This window comes from Streptomyces sp. NPDC048484, assembly GCF_040651415.1.
Taxonomy (GTDB): domain Bacteria; phylum Actinomycetota; class Actinomycetes; order Streptomycetales; family Streptomycetaceae; genus Streptomyces.
Map to the genome: position 1 here is coordinate 170,945 of NZ_JBEZJY010000013.1, position 14,981 is coordinate 185,925.

General features: G+C 70.4%; 10 protein-coding genes. 7 read left to right on the forward strand and 3 right to left on the reverse strand.

All coding sequences use genetic code 11. The annotated features are described in order from the left end of the window. Positions 1-176: 176 nt before the first annotated feature. Entirely contained in the window at positions 177-962 is a 786-nt protein-coding gene (locus tag AB0D14_RS15780; RefSeq protein WP_362778898.1) for a hypothetical protein, read from the forward strand. A gap of 75 nt (positions 963-1,037) precedes the next feature. Here AB0D14_RS15780 and AB0D14_RS15785 read toward each other — a convergent pair whose 3' ends face one another. Then, a complete protein-coding gene (locus tag AB0D14_RS15785) occupies positions 1,038-1,547 on the reverse strand; it encodes a MarR family transcriptional regulator (RefSeq protein ID WP_362778989.1) in 510 nt (169 codons plus the stop codon). Positions 1,548-1,775: 228 nt separating this feature from the next. Between AB0D14_RS15785 and AB0D14_RS15790 the strand changes: the two genes are divergently transcribed. After that, positions 1,776-2,645: a lysozyme gene (locus AB0D14_RS15790; protein WP_362778900.1), complete on the forward strand. Its 870-nt coding sequence runs from the start codon at positions 1,776-1,778 to the stop codon at positions 2,643-2,645. Positions 2,646-2,737: 92 nt separating this feature from the next. On the opposite strand, the gene lon is transcribed toward AB0D14_RS15790, so the two are convergent. Both lon and AB0D14_RS15800 read right to left on the reverse strand, forming a co-directional pair. Continuing rightward, the gene (gene lon, locus AB0D14_RS15795) at positions 2,738-5,155 is read right to left on the reverse strand and encodes an endopeptidase La (protein WP_362778901.1); all 2,418 of its coding nucleotides are present in this window, start codon (positions 5,153-5,155) and stop codon (positions 2,738-2,740) included. A gap of 89 nt (positions 5,156-5,244) precedes the next feature. Continuing rightward, complete coding sequence (locus tag AB0D14_RS15800) at positions 5,245-6,654, reverse strand: MFS transporter (protein WP_362778903.1); 1,410 nt, start codon at positions 6,652-6,654, stop codon at positions 5,245-5,247. Positions 6,655-6,807: 153 nt separating this feature from the next. Between AB0D14_RS15800 and AB0D14_RS15805 the strand changes: the two genes are divergently transcribed. The 5 genes from AB0D14_RS15805 (at position 6,808) to AB0D14_RS15825 (ending at position 14,976) form a co-directional block, all read left to right on the forward strand. Beyond that, the gene (locus tag AB0D14_RS15805) at positions 6,808-7,743 is read left to right on the forward strand and encodes a LysR family transcriptional regulator (protein ID WP_362778905.1); all 936 of its coding nucleotides are present in this window, start codon (positions 6,808-6,810) and stop codon (positions 7,741-7,743) included. A gap of 133 nt (positions 7,744-7,876) precedes the next feature. Beyond that, a complete protein-coding gene (locus AB0D14_RS15810; protein WP_362778907.1) occupies positions 7,877-8,566 on the forward strand; it encodes a spermidine synthase in 690 nt (229 codons plus the stop codon). Positions 8,567-8,678: 112 nt separating this feature from the next. Then, positions 8,679-9,416, forward strand: coding sequence for a response regulator transcription factor (locus AB0D14_RS15815; protein WP_362778908.1), 738 nt, complete (start codon positions 8,679-8,681; stop codon positions 9,414-9,416). A 331-nt stretch (positions 9,417-9,747) separates the two neighbouring features. After that, positions 9,748-10,860, forward strand: coding sequence for a HAMP domain-containing sensor histidine kinase (locus AB0D14_RS15820; RefSeq protein ID WP_362778991.1), 1,113 nt, complete (start codon positions 9,748-9,750; stop codon positions 10,858-10,860). Positions 10,861-11,145: 285 nt separating this feature from the next. Further along, complete coding sequence (locus tag AB0D14_RS15825) at positions 11,146-14,976, forward strand: multifunctional oxoglutarate decarboxylase/oxoglutarate dehydrogenase thiamine pyrophosphate-binding subunit/dihydrolipoyllysine-residue succinyltransferase subunit (RefSeq protein ID WP_362778910.1); 3,831 nt, start codon at positions 11,146-11,148, stop codon at positions 14,974-14,976. Positions 14,977-14,981: the final 5 nt, after the last annotated feature.

A 14,981-nucleotide genomic window follows, 5' to 3' on the forward strand; every position in this document is an offset into this window, starting at 1 on the left:
CGTGCGCGGCACGCCGGTTGGACGTCGACAGCGACCGGTGGCAAGATGCGCCGCCACGCTTCACCGGAGTCGGTGATTCCTCGCAATACAGGCGTCTGACCTGCTGGTCCAGGTCAGTCCCACGACGGCTGCCAGCCTTTGGCGAAGCTTGTGAAGGGCTCGTGCAGACTGGCCGGATGCGTTCGGAACTGATCTCGGTACCCGGTGACCCCGCCCGCCCCGACGAGGACTACGCGTCGGTCGGGCTGCCAGCCTCCGGACAAGGCGGTTCGCTCGTCGTCCTGGACGGTGTGACGCCCCCCGTGACCGATCACGGCTGTCTGCATTCCGTCCCCTGGTTCACCGCCCGGCTCGGCGGAGCACTGGGCGAACTGTCCGTTACCCGACGAGATCTGACACTCGCCGAGGTCCTGGGCCACGCGATCGCGCGTACCGCCGACGCCCACCGGACCACCTGTGATCTTTCTCACCGGCGTACCCCGCAGGCCACGGTGGTGATGGCCCGCTGGTCGGCGGAGTCCGTGGAGTACCTGGTCCTCTCCGACTCGGCGCTCCTCGTCGAAGCCCCCTCCGGCGCGGTCACCCCCGTTCTCGACGACCGCCTCGCCCGCGTCCCGCGCGCCACGCTGACCTCGGTCGCCGCGACCGACGCGGCCCTGCGCAACCAGGAGGGCGGCTTCTTCACGGCCGCGGCGGACCCCTCGGTCGCGGCCCGGGCCGTCACGGGCACCCTCCCCCGTTCCGAGGTCCGCGCCCTCACCGCCCTCACGGACGGCGCGACCCGCTGGGTGGAGAAGTTCGGGGAGGGAGACTGGACGGACCTGTTCGCCCTGATCCGCAAGGAGGGCGGCCAGTCCCTGATCGACCGGGTCCGCGCACTGGAGCTGGCGGACACGGGACGGACGTTCCTGGGCCGCTCCAAGACACACGACGACGCGACGGTGGTGCACGTGGAGCTGTGAGCGCCCCGCGGCCGACGGGCGCGCACCTCCAGACGGACGGCCCCGCGGCCGACGAACAACCTGCCCCGCGGCCGGTCAGCCCCGCTCGACCCCACGGTTCAACCGATGCAACAACCGGGCCAGCTCAGCCACTTCTCCACGGTCCCAGTTCGCCAGCTCCCTCACATACCGGGCCCGACGAGCGTCCCGGACCGTGCCGAACCGCTCCCGCCCCTCCTCCGTGAGGTGGACGAGCCAGGCCCGCCCGTCCGCCGGATCCGGCTCGCGGGCGACGAGCCCCAGTTCCTCAAGGGCCCGCAGCTGACGCGACATCGTGGCCTTGCCGACGCCGATGTAGGCGGCAAGCTCGGTGGCCCGCTGCCGGCCGAGTTCCTCCAGGCGTACGAGGAGGCCGTACGCGGAGGACTCCAGGTCGGGGTGGACCTCGCGGACCATCTCGCCGGACGAGGCACGGGCCCGCCGCAGCAGGACGGCCAACTCGCGCTCCAGGGCCAGGAACTCCTGGTCAACGGCGCCTGCGGGCACACCACTCGGCGGGGCGCCGGATCGTGTCCGGTGCCCCTCGTCGTTACCGTCCTCGTGCACGTCAGCACCCATGACCCGGTTTCCCGATCCTGAAAGTTTTCACCGAAGGCCGCCATTGCCGCAGCTCGGCCAGTATTTCGCAGGAATAGACCAACGGCGGACTCCGGGCACCCTTCCCCGCCCGGCGTCCACGTGCGTAGCTTCTTCAACAGGTACTGAATGGCATGCCCACGCCATATTTACCCAGGCACCACCGCTGAGCACCATCGAGCCTTCGGAGGCACGCACATGTCCGTGCACAGATCCGGAACGGCCCACCGCTCGCGCGAACTCGACCACCTCAGGACACGCCTACGCAGGACGCGCCTCAGCAAGGCGCGCCTCAGCGCGGTGGGCATCCTGTTCCTCGCCTTCTCGCTGCTCCTCGCCCAGCCCGTCCGGGCGGCCGACGTCCCGGCCCGCGGCTCCGCCCACATGGGCATGGGCGTCATCCCGCACGACGGCCAGGGCGGCCTGCCGACCTCCCGTGCCACCCAGACGGAGGGCGTGGACGTCAGCAGCCACCAGGGCAACGTCGCCTGGCCGGCCCTGTGGAGCAGCGGGGTGAAATGGGCCTATGTGAAGGCCACCGAGGGGACGTACTACACGAACCCCTATTTCACCCAGCAGTACACCGGCTCGTACAACGTCGGCATGATCCGGGGCGCGTACCACTTCGCGACCCCCGACACGACGGGCGGCGCCGCGCAGGCCAACTACTTCGTGGACCACGGCGGCGGCTGGTCGAAGGACGGCAGGACGCTGCCGGGCGCGCTCGACATCGAGTGGAACCCGTACGGGGCGGCCTGCTTCGGCAAGACGCAGAGCGCGATGGTCACCTGGATCCGTGACTTCCTGAACCAGTACAAAGCCCGGACCGGCCGTGACGCCGTCATCTACTCGGCCACCAGCTGGTGGACCCAGTGCACCGGCGACTACGCGGGCTTCGCCTCCGCCAACCCGCTCTGGATCGCCCGCTACGCCTCGGCGGCGGGCACCCTCCCGGCGGGCTGGAGCTACTACACCATGTGGCAGTACACGTCGTCCGGCCCCACCGTCGGCGACCACAACAAGTTCAACGGCACCCTCGACCGGGTGGTCGCGCTGGCCAACGGCTGAGCGGCCCGTACACCTGATCCTGACATCTGTACGCGCAAGGCCCGGGCCCCTCGCGAAGAGGGACCCGGGCCTTCCTTGACCGGTGGCGCCCGTCACGCCGCCACCGGAACCTCCGTGACCGCGCCGTTCGTCGCCGGCGCGAGCGCCAGTTCCAGGACCTGGCGGACGTCCGTCACGGCGTGGACGTCGAGCTTCTCCAGGACCTCGGCCGGGACGTCGTCCAGGTCGGGCTCGTTGCGCTTCGGGATGATCACCGTGGTGACACCCGCCCGGTGCGCGGCGAGCAGCTTCTGCTTGACGCCGCCGATCGGGAGCACCCGGCCGGTGAGCGAGACCTCGCCCGTCATGGCCACGTCCGTACGGACCAGGCGTCCGGACAGGAGCGAGGCCAGTGCGGTCGTCATCGTGACACCCGCGCTCGGGCCGTCCTTCGGTACCGCGCCCGCCGGGAAGTGGATGTGCACGCCCCGGTCCTTCAGGTCGCCGACCGGCAGTTCCAGTTCGGCACCGTGGGAGCGGAGGAAGGACAGCGCGATCTGCGCCGACTCCTTCATCACGTCGCCCAGCTGGCCGGTCAGGGTCAGACCCGCCGCACCCGTCTCCGGGTCGGCCAGCGACGCCTCGACGAAGAGGACGTCACCACCCGCGCCGGTGACCGCGAGGCCCGTCGCCACGCCGGGCACCGCCGTGCGGCGCTCGGCCGGGATCTGGGCGGACTCGGGCACGTGGTGCGGCCTGCCGATCAGTGCGCGCAGATCGTCCGCGCCGACCGTGAACGGCAGCTTCCGCTCACCGAGTTCGTGCTGTGCAGCGACCTTGCGGAGCAGCCGTGCGACGGACCGCTCCAGGTTCCGTACGCCCGCCTCGCGGGTGTACTCGCCGGCCAGCCTGCGCAGCGCGCTCTCCTCCAGCGTGACCTCGGCCTCCTCCAGACCGGCCCGCTCCAGCTGGCGCGGGAGCAGGTGGTCCCGCGCGATGACCACCTTCTCGTCCTCGGTGTACCCGTCGAGCCGCACCAGTTCCATACGGTCGAGCAGCGCCTCCGGGATGGCCTCCAGCACGTTGGCGGTGGCCAGGAAGACCACGTCGCTCAGGTCGAGCTCGACCTCCAGGTAGTGGTCCCGGAAGGTGTGGTTCTGGGCCGGGTCGAGCACTTCGAGCAGGGCCGCCGCCGGGTCGCCCCGGAAGTCGGAGCCCACCTTGTCGATCTCGTCCAGCAGGACCACCGGATTCATGGACCCGGCCTCCTTGATGGCGCGCACGATACGGCCGGGAATCGCGCCGACGTACGTACGCCGGTGGCCGCGGATCTCCGCCTCGTCCCGTACGCCGCCGAGGGCGACCCGGACGAACTTGCGGCCCATGGAGTGGGCGACGGACTCGCCGAGCGAGGTCTTGCCGACGCCGGGCGGGCCGACGAGCGCGAGCACGGCGCCGCCCCGACGGCCGCCGACCACGCCGAGGCCCCGGTCGTTACGGCGCTTGCGGACCGCCAGGTACTCGGTGATCCGCTCCTTCACGTCTTCCAGTCCGGCGTGCTCGGCGTCCAGGATCGACTTGGCGCCCTGGATGTCGTACTCGTCCTCCGTGCGCTCGTTCCACGGGAGTTCGAGCACGGTGTCGAGCCAGGTGCGGATCCAGGAGCCCTCGGGCGACTGGTCGCTGGAGCGCTCCAGCTTCTCGACCTCCTTGAGCGCGGCCTCGCGGACCTTCCCGGGGAGGTCGGCGGTCTCGACGCGCACCCGGTAGTCGTCGGACTCCTCGCCCTCCGCCTCGCCGTTCAGCTCGCGCAGTTCCTTGCGCACGGCCTCCAGCTGCCGCCTCAGCAGGAACTCGCGCTGCTGCTTGTCCACGCCTTCCTGTACGTCCTTGGCGATGGACTCGGCGACGTCCTGCTCGGCGAGGTGCTCGCGCAGCTGCTCGGTGGCGACCTTCAGCCGGGCCACCGGGTCGGTGGTCTCAAGGAGCTCGACCTTCTGCGCGGTCGACAGGAACGGCGAGTAGCCGGAGTTGTCGGCGAGCGTGGACACGTCGTCGATCTGCTGGACGCGGTCCACGACCTGCCAGGCGGCGCGCTTCTTCAGCCAGTTGGTGGCCAGCGCCTTGTACTCCTTGACCAGCTCGGTCACGGCACCGGGCAGCGGGTCCGGCACGGTCTCCTCGACCTGGACACCCTCCACCCACAGGGCCGCACCCGGCCCGGTCGTACCGGCGCCGACACGCACCCTGCCACGGCCGCGGATCAGGGCGCCGGGGTCGCCGTCGGCGAGGCGTCCCACCTGCTCGACCGTGCCGAGCACGCCCGTGTTCGCGTACGTGCCGTCGATCCGCGGAACAAGCAGCACCTTCGGCTTGCTGGTACCGGTGGACGGGGCGGCGGCCTGTGCGGCCTCCACCGCGGCGCGTACCTCGGCGTCGTTGAGATCCAGAGGCACCACCATGCCGGGCAGCACGACCTCGTCGTCGAGCGGCAGCACGGGCAGAGTGAGCGGTTCCGACGTCAAAGCCATGATCTCCCCTTCATCATTCAAGTTGAGCTATGCACACTCAATGCACGTGAGTCCCTGATTGTTCCCCGGGCGCTGTTCGCTGTGAGCGATCACTTCTCGCACGCCTGCTCCGACTCCCGCCCCTGCCCCTGCCCCCGCTCCGGCTCCGGCTCCGGCTCCGGCTCCGGCTCCGGCTCCGGGAGAAGCGCTGCCACGCGGCGAGGGAGCAGCAGCGGGGTCGCCAGCAGGAGCACGCCGGCCAGACCGATGGCCGTACGCGGGCCGAGCAGGGTGCCCAGCACGCCCCAGACGGCTGTCAGGAGCGCGGTCGTGGCCTTGGTCGTCACCGCCCAGGCCGACAGCGTGCGGGCGACCCGGCCGGTCGCGGTGCGTTCGAGGCGGTAGGTGGCGCTGACGGGGTTGAAGACCCCGCAGCAGAAGATGAGCCCGAACTCCACGCCCACCACCAGCAGCAGCCCGCCGGTGCCCGGCCCCAGGAAGGCCAGGCCGATGGGCCAGACCGCGCGCAGCGCCCCGGCCACGACCAGAACCTGGTGCTGTCCGAACCGGGTGACGAGGGGTCGGGCCAGCCGCGAACCGAGCAGCCCGCCGATCGAGGGCGCGGCGAAGGCGAGGCCGTACTGCCACGGTGCGAACCCGAGTCGGCCGAGCATCAGGACGGCCAGCAGCGGCTGGGCGGCCATCACCAGGCCGTTGAACAAGGCGGTGTTGAAGAACAGCGGACGCAGCGTCGAGTCGCCGAGGATGTACCGCCAACCGTCCAGCAGGTCCGCGGGCCGCATCCGCGCGGCCCGCGGACGCTCGGGCTTCGGGCGCTCGGCCTCCGGCTTCGGCTCGGGCCGCGGCTCGGGGCCGCCCCTTGCGCGGGTGCCCATCGCGCGGATGGCCAGGGCCGAGAGCAGGTAGCTGACCGCGTCGGCCACCACCGTCGCCACCGGACCGAGGAGACCGATCGCCGCACCGCCGAGCGGCGGTCCGATGATCGTGGTCGTCCAGGCCGTGGACTCGAATCGGGCGTTGGCGACGAGCAGGTCCTCGGTCGGCAGCAGGGTCTTCAGGTACGCGCCGGAGGCGGCACGGAAGCTGATGTCGGCCGCCGCGACGATCGCCGAGACCAGCAGGAGCTGAAGGAAGGTGAGCACCCCGAGCGCGAACGCGGCGGGGACCGTCAGCAGCGCCGCGAACCGCACCGAATCCGTCGCGATGAGCACCGGCCGCTTGCGGCGGAACTCCACCCACGGGCCGAGCGGCACCGCCACGACCGCACCCACCGCAGCCCCCACGGAGGAGAGCGCGGCGACCTCGCCCGGTCCGGAGTGCAACACCTGGATGGCGATCAGCGGGAACGCGCCGAAGGCGAGCCACGTGCCGAGCGCGCTGGTCGCGTACGCACCCCAGAGCCACCCGAACCGCCGCCCCAGCCGAGGCCCGAGCAGATGCCCGAGCGCATGTGCCAGCCGGGGCCCGAGCAGATGTCCCAGCCGGGGCCCGCTCCTCATGTCCTCATGCCCGCCGTCCCTCGCCGCTCTCTCGCTGCTCTCTCACACAACCGATCCGCGATCGGCAGCAATCAAAGCGAGCGCCGCACCTCGGGATCAAACAACCGCAGAGCCGCACGCCACAACCAATGGTTGTGGCCATAGGGTTTCGGGATGGATCTCGACACCGTCCGGACCTTCGTCGCCGCAGCCGACACGGGGCAGTTCCAGGAGGCCGCCGCCGAGCTGGCGGTCACCCAGCAGGCCGTCTCCAAACGCATCGCCGCACTGGAGCGCAAGCTCGGCGTGCGGCTGTTCACCCGCACCGCGCGCGGCGCCGAGCTCACCATCGACGGGCAGGCGTTCCTGCCCCACGCGCGCGAGCTGCTGCGCGTCGCCGAGCGCGCGGTCGCGTCCGTGCGCACGGGCCGCCGTCCGCTGCGCGTCGACGTGATCGCCTCGCGCAGCGCGCAGTCGGGTCTGTTGCGCGGCTTCCACCGCGCACACCCCGACATCGAGCTCGACGTGGTGATGCTGTTCGACGTCGAGACGGCCGTCGCCGCCATCAGATCCGGTGCGATCGACGCGTCCTTCCGGGCCGTCGCCGTGCCCGGCCGGCCCCTTCCCGAGGACATCGAGGCCGTCCGGGTGCTCGACGAGCCGCTCCAGCTCCTCACCGGCCCCGCCCACGCACTGGCGGGCGCCCGGTCGGTGACCGTCGCCCAGCTCGCCGGGCACCGGATCTGGATGCCCGGCATCGTCCCCGGCACGGAGTGGGCCGCCTACTACGAGGACCTCGTCGCCGAGTTCGGCCTCACCATCGAGGCGACCGGCCCCAACTTCGGCTCCGACGCACTCCTCGACACCATCGCCGACACCCCGGCCCTGGCCACCTTCATGGGCGGGCAGACCCGCCTCGTCTGGCCCGCCGGCCACGGCCTGCGCCGCATCCCGGTGACCGACCCGGCGCCCGTCTACCCGCACTCACTCCTCTGGCACCGCGACAACCTTCACCCGGCACTGGTCACCCTCCGCGCCCACCTCGCCGCCACGGGGGCCGGCCACGACACCGCCGGGACCTGGACGCCGGACTGGGTGATCCCGCACTGAACGTCCGGCCGGGCCTCCGGGTCACAAGGGCCCCGCCACCGGGCTCCCTGCGGGGCACCGTCACCGGCTCCGGTGCCGCCCGGCTCGGCGGAATTCGGCTGCCCCGTCGGGGTGAACTTGCCAGGATGGGCCCATGACCGCCTCGTACGACACTTCTCACGGAAATCCCGAAGTCATCGACCGCCGCGAGGGGCCGTACGGCGAGGTCGTGTTGCGCCGTCACGGTGAACTGCTGCAGATCATCGCCAACGGGTGTTTCCTCATGGACACCTCCGACGGCCGCTCGGAGAGGCGCCTGGTCGACGCCGCGCTCGGGGCGCTGGACGGACGCTGCGGACCGGAGGTCCTGATCGGCGGTCTCGGCGTCGGATTCTCCCTCGCCCACGCAGTGGCCGAGGCCCGCTGGGGCCGTATCGCGGTCGTGGAGCGGGAGCGGGCGATCATCGACTGGCACCGGTCCGGGCCGCTCGCGGAGCTGTCGGGCGACTCACTCGCGGATCCGCGCACCGAGATCATCGAGGTCGATCTCGTCACTTACGTCAATGAGACATCGGACACATACGACGTACTGTGCCTCGACATCGACAACGGGCCCGAGTGGACCGTCACAGAGGGCAACGGAGGCCTCTATTCAGGGGCCGGACTGGCCGCGTGCGCACGGGTGTTGAGGTCGGGCGGCGTACTCGCTGTTTGGTCGGCCAAACCATCACCCGATTTCGCAAGAAGCTTGCGGAATGCCGGGTTCCAGCGGGTGCGTACCGAAGAGATCCCGGTTGCCCGGGGCGTTCCGGACGTGGTGCATCTCGCTGTAAGACCTGGATAGCCGAGCGGCGGTCACTGCCCGTACCCTGCTGCTCTGACGCGGATCATTCAAGCGTCAAGCGCAGTCATGGAATCACCCCACTGGTTCCGGAAAGCACACTCAGGGGCGGGCGATGGAGCAGACACACACCTCGCACAACGGCACGGCGGCCACGCCGGGCGCTCAGCGCCGGGTGCTGGTGGTCGAGGACGATCCGACGATCGTCGACGCCATCGCCGCCCGGCTGCGCGCCGAGGGGTTCCTGGTGCAAACAGCGGTCGACGGACCGGCCGCCGTGGACACGGCCGAGGCATGGCAGCCCGACCTGCTGATCCTCGACATCATGCTGCCGGGCTTCGACGGCCTGGAGGTCTGCCGCCGGGTCCAGGCGGCCCGTCCGGTGCCGGTGATGATGCTCACCGCCCGCGACGACGAGACCGACATGCTGGTCGGACTCGGCGTAGGCGCCGACGACTACATGACGAAGCCGTTCTCCATGCGGGAACTGGCCGCGCGCGTGCACGTGCTGCTACGCCGGGTGGAGCGGGCCGCGCTGGCCGCGTCCACACCGCGCTCCGGCATCCTGCGCCTCGGCGAGCTGGAGATCGACCACGCACAGCGCCGGGTGCGGGTGCGCTCCGACGACGTGCACCTCACTCCCACCGAGTTCGACCTGCTGGTCTGCCTGGCGAACACGCCGCGCGCGGTGCTCTCTCGCGAGCAGCTGCTGGCCGAGGTGTGGGACTGGGCGGACGCCTCCGGCACCCGGACCGTGGACAGCCACATCAAGGCCCTGCGCCGGAAGATCGGCGCGGAGCGGATCCGTACGGTGCACGGTGTGGGCTACGCGCTGGAGACCCCGACGCCCTAGAGTCGGGCACCCTGATCGAGGGGTTGATGTGATGAGGGGTCTCGGCGTACTGCGCAAGGGCGTCAAAGCGGGTGCGGGGCTGGTCACCGGTTCACGTTCCGGCCCGGCCTCCGGTACCGGCACGCCGTCCGGCGCCGCTCCTGATCCCGTATCCGGCACCGCTTCCGGCACCGTGTCCAACACCTCTCCCGCTCCTGATGCCGCTTCCGGCGCGGGCGCGGGCGGCGCAAACGCCTTCTCGGGGGCGGGCTCGGCCTCGGGAGCGGGCTCGGCTCCGCTCATCACCGGTACGACACCGGGCGCGACTCCAGGCCCGGGTATGGACACGGGCATGGGCGTGGGCATGGGCACGGCTTCCGGTTCACGTTCCTGGAGTGACGTGCGCCCCTTCTCCATCAAGACGAAACTCGGCACGCTGGTCGTCGTCGCGGTCTTCATCACCACCGGTCTGCTGATGATCGCGGTGCGCACCGAGACGGAGCTGCGCTTCATCACGGTCTTCTCGATGATCGCGACGTTGCTGATCACCCAGTTCGTGGCGCACTCGATCACCGCCCCGCTGGACGAGATGAGCACCGTGGCGCGGGGTATCTCGCACGGCGACTACACGCGCCGGGTCAGAGGCGCCGACCGCGGCGACGAACTGGGCGACCTGGCCCAGACGATCAACCGCATGGCCGACGACCTGGAGGCGCAGGAGCGTCAGCGCAAGGAGCTCGTGGCGAACGTCTCGCACGAGCTGCGCACCCCCATCGCGGGCCTTCGCGCGGTCCTGGAGAACGTGGTGGACGGTGTCTCCGCCGCCGACCCCGAGACGATGCGCACGGCCCTGAAGCAGACGGAGCGGCTCGGGCGGCTGGTGGAGACGCTCCTCGACCTCTCGCGCCTGGACAACGGCGTCGTACCGCTGCGCAAGCGCCGTTTCGAGGTGTGGCCGTACCTGTCGGGCGTCCTGAAGGAGGCCAACATGGTGGCCTCCGCGCGCGCGGGCATCGCCTCGGGCTCCGGCAGCCACACGCGCACGGACGTCCATCTGCACCTCGACGTGTCACCGCCCGAGCTGACCGCGCACGCGGACCCGGAGCGGATCCACCAGGTCGTCGCCAACCTCATCGACAACGCGGTCAAGCACAGCCCGCCGCACGGCCGCGTCACGGTACGGGCCCGGCGCGGCGACGGCCCGGAGTCCCTGGACCTCGAAATCCTGGACGAGGGCCCGGGCATCCCGCGCTCGGAATGGCACCGGGTCTTCGAGCGGTTCAACCGCGGCGGGGTCGTCGCACCGCACGGTCCGGGCAGCGACGGCGGTACAGGTCTGGGGCTCGCGATCGCCCGCTGGGCGGTCGATCTGCACGGTGGCCGGATCGGCGTGGCCGAATCCGAGCGCGGTTGCCGGATCCAGGTCACTCTTCCAGGAGTGCCCTCGCTGGACAGGTTGACGTAGGGTTCCGAGAGAGAGCCCAAGATCCTCGTGATCGGGCAGCAGGACACGTGTCATCGTGCGTTCCGCGCACGGGGACTCGGCCTTTCGCGGTCGTAGTCCTGGCCCGACGCGTCCGTTCGGCATCGGAACCCCGCTTGTTTCCCGCCATTTCCACCACCGAAACACGGGTTTCGATGTGACTTACGCGACGATGGCCAGGCCCGGACTGACCTAGGCGGTCCGGGGGGCGTAGCCTTTATTCCCGCTGTCCATCACCTTGTGAAGCGGAAGAGGGCGGTTGCCGCCGTGTCGCCACAGTCCCCCAGTAACTCGAGCATCTCCACCGAAGGCCAAGCGGGCAAGAACCCTGCCGCTGCGTTCGGTCCCAATGAGTGGCTCGTCGATGAGATCTATCAGCAGTACCTCCAGGACCCGAATTCGGTAGACCGAGCCTGGTGGGACTTCTTCGCCGACTACAAGCCAGGCGGTGTGGCCGCCTCGGCTCCAGCGGGTACGGCGGCCACGGGGGCCGCGGGAACCACCGCCCCACCGGCGTCGGCCAAGGCGGCTCCGGCCGCCCCCGCCGCGCCACCGGCCCAGGCCGCTCCGGCTCAGGCCCCTCAGGCCCAGGCCGCGCCGGCTGCCGCGAAGCCCGCGGCTGCCGCTCCTGCCAAGGCCCCGGCTCAGGCTGCCGCCCCGGCGAAGCCCGCCGCGGCCAAGCCGGCCGCAGCCGCCGCCGCGCCCGCGTCGGGGGCCGAAGCGTCCTCGGGCGGGCCGGAGTACGTGACGCTGCGCGGCCCGAGTGCCGCGGTCGCGAAGAACATGAACGCCTCCGTCGAGGTCCCCACGGCCACATCCGTGCGCGCGGTCCCGGTGAAGCTGCTCTTCGACAACCGCATCGTCATCAACAACCACCTGAAGCGTGCCCGGGGCGGGAAGATCTCCTTCACCCACCTCATCGGCTACGCGATGGTGCAGGCCATCAAGGCCATGCCGTCCATGAACTACTCCTTCGTGGAGAAGGACGGCAAGCCGACCCTGGTCAAGCCGGAGCACGTCAACTTCGGCCTCGCCATCGACCTGGTGAAGCCCAACGGCGACCGCCAGCTGGTTGTCGCGGGCATCAAGAAGGCCGAGACGCTGAACTTCTTCGAGTTCTGGCAGGCCTACGAGGACATCGTCCGCCGGGCCCGTGACGGCAAGCTGACGATGGACGACTTCACCGGTGTCACGGTCTCCCTGACCAACCCCGGCGGCCTCGGCACCGTCCACTCGGTCCCGCGTCTGATGCCCGGCCAGTCGGTCATCATGGGCGTCGGCTCGATGGACTACCCGGCGGAGTTCCAGGGCACCTCCCAGGACACCCTGAACAAGCTCGGCATCGCGAAGGTCATGACGCTCACGTCGACCTACGACCACCGGGTCATCCAGGGCGCCGCATCCGGCGAGTTCCTCCGCGTCGTCGCGAACTACCTTCTCGGTGAGAAGGGCTTCTACGACGAGATCTTCGAGGCCCTGCGCATTCCGTACGAGCCGGTCCGCTGGCTCAAGGACATCGACGCCTCGCACGACGACGACGTCACGAAGGCCGCCCGGGTCTTCGAGCTGATCCACTCCTACCGGGTCCGCGGCCACGTCATGGCCGACACCGACCCGCTGGAGTACCGCCAGCGCAAGCACCCCGACCTGGACATCACCGAGCACGGGCTCACCCTGTGGGACCTGGAGCGCGAGTTCGCGGTCGGCGGTTTCGCGGGCAAGTCCCTGATGAAGCTGCGCGACATCCTCGGTGTGCTGCGCGACTCGTACTGCCGCACCACGGGCGTCGAGTTCATGCACATCCAGGACCCGAAGCAGCGCAAGTGGATCCAGGACCGCATCGAGCGCCCGCACAGCAAGCCGGAGCGCGAGGAGCAGCTGCGCATCCTGCGCCGGCTGAACGCGGCGGAAGCCTTCGAGACCTTCCTGCAGACGAAGTACGTCGGCCAGAAGCGCTTCTCCCTGGAGGGCGGCGAGTCCGTCATCCCGCTGCTCGACGCGGTGCTCGACTCCGCCGCCGAGTCGCGTCTGGACGAGGTCGTCATCGGCATGGCCCACCGCGGCCGCCTGAACGTCCTCGCGAACATCGTCGGCAAGTCGTACGCGCAGATCTTCCGGGAGTTCGAGGGCAACCTCGACCCGAAGTCGATGCACGGCTCCGGCGACGTCAAGTACCACCTGGGCGCCGAGGGTGTCTTCACGGGCCTGGACGGCGAGCAGATCAAGGTCTCGCTGGCCGCCAACCCCTCCCACCTGGAGGCGGTCGACCCGATCCTGGAGGGCGTCGCCCGCGCCAAGCAGGACATCATCAACAAGGGCGGCACGGACTTCACCGTCCTGCCGGTCGCCCTGCACGGTGACGCGGCCTTCGCGGGCCAGGGCGTGGTGGCCGAGACCCTGAACATGTCGCAGCTGCGCGGCTACCGCACCGGCGGCACGGTCCACGTGGTCATCAACAACCAGGTCGGCTTCACCGCGGCTCCCGAGTCCTCGCGTTCGTCCATGTACGCGACCGACGTGGCCCGCATGATCGAGGCGCCGATCTTCCATGTGAACGGCGACGACCCCGAGGCCGTCGTCCGCGTCGCTCGCCTGGCCTTCGAGTTCCGCCAGGCGTTCAACAAGGACGTCGTCATCGACCTCATCTGCTACCGCCGCCGCGGTCACAACGAGTCCGACAACCCGGCCTTCACCCAGCCGCTGATGTACGACCTGATCGACAAGAAGCGCTCGGTGCGCAAGCTCTACACCGAGTCGCTGATCGGCCGGGGTGACATCACGCTGGAAGAGGCCGAGCAGGCGCTGCAGGACTACCAGGGCCAGTTGGAGAAGGTCTTCACCGAGGTCCGCGAGGCGGCGTCCGCACCGTCCGAGGCGCACACCCCCGACGTGAAGCCCGAGTTCCCGGTGGCGGTCACCACGGCCGTCTCCCAGGAGGTCGTCAAGCGGATCGCCGAGTCCCAGGTCAACATCCCCGACCGCGTCACCGTCCACCCGCGTCTGCTGCCCCAGCTGCAGCGCCGCGCGTCGATGGTCGAGGACGGCACGATCGACTGGGGCATGGGCGAGACACTCGCGATCGGCTCCCTGCTCCTGGAGGGCACCCCGGTGCGCCTCTCGGGCCAGGACTCCCGCCGGGGCACGTTCGGCCAGCGTCACGCGGTGCTCATCGACCGGGAAACGGCCGAGGACTTCACCCCGCTGCAGTACCTCTCGGAGGACCAGGCCCGCTACAACTGCTACGACTCGCTGCTCTCCGAGTACGCGGCGATGGGCTTCGAGTACGGCTACTCGCTGGCGCGTCCCGAGTCCCTCGTGATGTGGGAGGCGCAGTTCGGCGACTTCGTCAACGGCGCCCAGACGGTGGTGGACGAGTTCATCTCGTCGGCGGAGCAGAAGTGGGGCCAGACGTCCGGCGTCACGCTGCTTCTCCCGCACGGCTACGAGGGCCAGGGCCCGGACCACTCGTCCGCGCGCCCGGAGCGCTTCCTCCAGATGTGCGCGCAGAACAACATGACGGTCGCCATGCCGACGCTCCCGTCGAACTACTTCCACCTCCTGCGGTGGCAGGTGCACAACCCGCACCACAAGCCGCTGGTGGTCTTCACCCCGAAGTCCATGCTCCGTCTGAAGGCGGCCGCGTCGAAGGCGGAGGAGTTCACCACGGGCGGCTTCCGTCCGGTCATCGGGGACGACTCGGTGGACCCGGCGGCGGTGAAGAAGGTCGTGTTCACGGCGGGCAAGGTCTACTACGACCTCGACGGCGAGCGTAAGAAGCGCGGCATCACGGACACGGCCGTCATCCGCATCGAGCGCCTGTACCCCCTCCCGGGTGCCGAGCTCCAGGCGGAGATCGCCAAGTACCCGAACGCCGAGAAGTACCTGTGGGCCCAGGAGGAGCCGGCGAACCAGGGCGCGTGGCCGTTCATCGCCCTGAACCTCATCGACCACCTGGACCTGGCGGTCGGCGCGGACGTCCCCCACGGGGAGCGGCTGCGGCGCATCTCGCGTCCGGCCGGCTCGTCCCCGGCGGTGGGCTCCGCCAAGCGCCACCAGGCGGAGCAGGAGCAGCTGGTGCGCGAGGTGTTCGACGCCTGACCGGC

What these genes read in the sequence shown, in the direction of transcription:
- AB0D14_RS15780 (WP_362778898.1), top strand. Translation starts at nt 177, where the DNA reads ATGCGTTCGGAACTGATCTCGGTACCCGGTGACCCCGCCCGCCCCGAC.
- AB0D14_RS15790 (WP_362778900.1), top strand. Translation starts at nt 1,776, where the DNA reads ATGTCCGTGCACAGATCCGGAACGGCCCACCGCTCGCGCGAACTCGAC.
- lon (WP_362778901.1), bottom strand. Translation starts at nt 5,155, where the DNA reads ATGGCTTTGACGTCGGAACCGCTCACTCTGCCCGTGCTGCCGCTCGAC.
- AB0D14_RS15800 (WP_362778903.1), bottom strand. Translation starts at nt 6,654, where the DNA reads ATGAGGAGCGGGCCCCGGCTGGGACATCTGCTCGGGCCCCGGCTGGCA.
- AB0D14_RS15805 (WP_362778905.1), top strand. Translation starts at nt 6,808, where the DNA reads ATGGATCTCGACACCGTCCGGACCTTCGTCGCCGCAGCCGACACGGGG.
- AB0D14_RS15810 (WP_362778907.1), top strand. Translation starts at nt 7,877, where the DNA reads ATGACCGCCTCGTACGACACTTCTCACGGAAATCCCGAAGTCATCGAC.
- AB0D14_RS15815 (WP_362778908.1), top strand. Translation starts at nt 8,679, where the DNA reads ATGGAGCAGACACACACCTCGCACAACGGCACGGCGGCCACGCCGGGC.
- AB0D14_RS15820 (WP_362778991.1), top strand. Translation starts at nt 9,748, where the DNA reads ATGGGCGTGGGCATGGGCACGGCTTCCGGTTCACGTTCCTGGAGTGAC.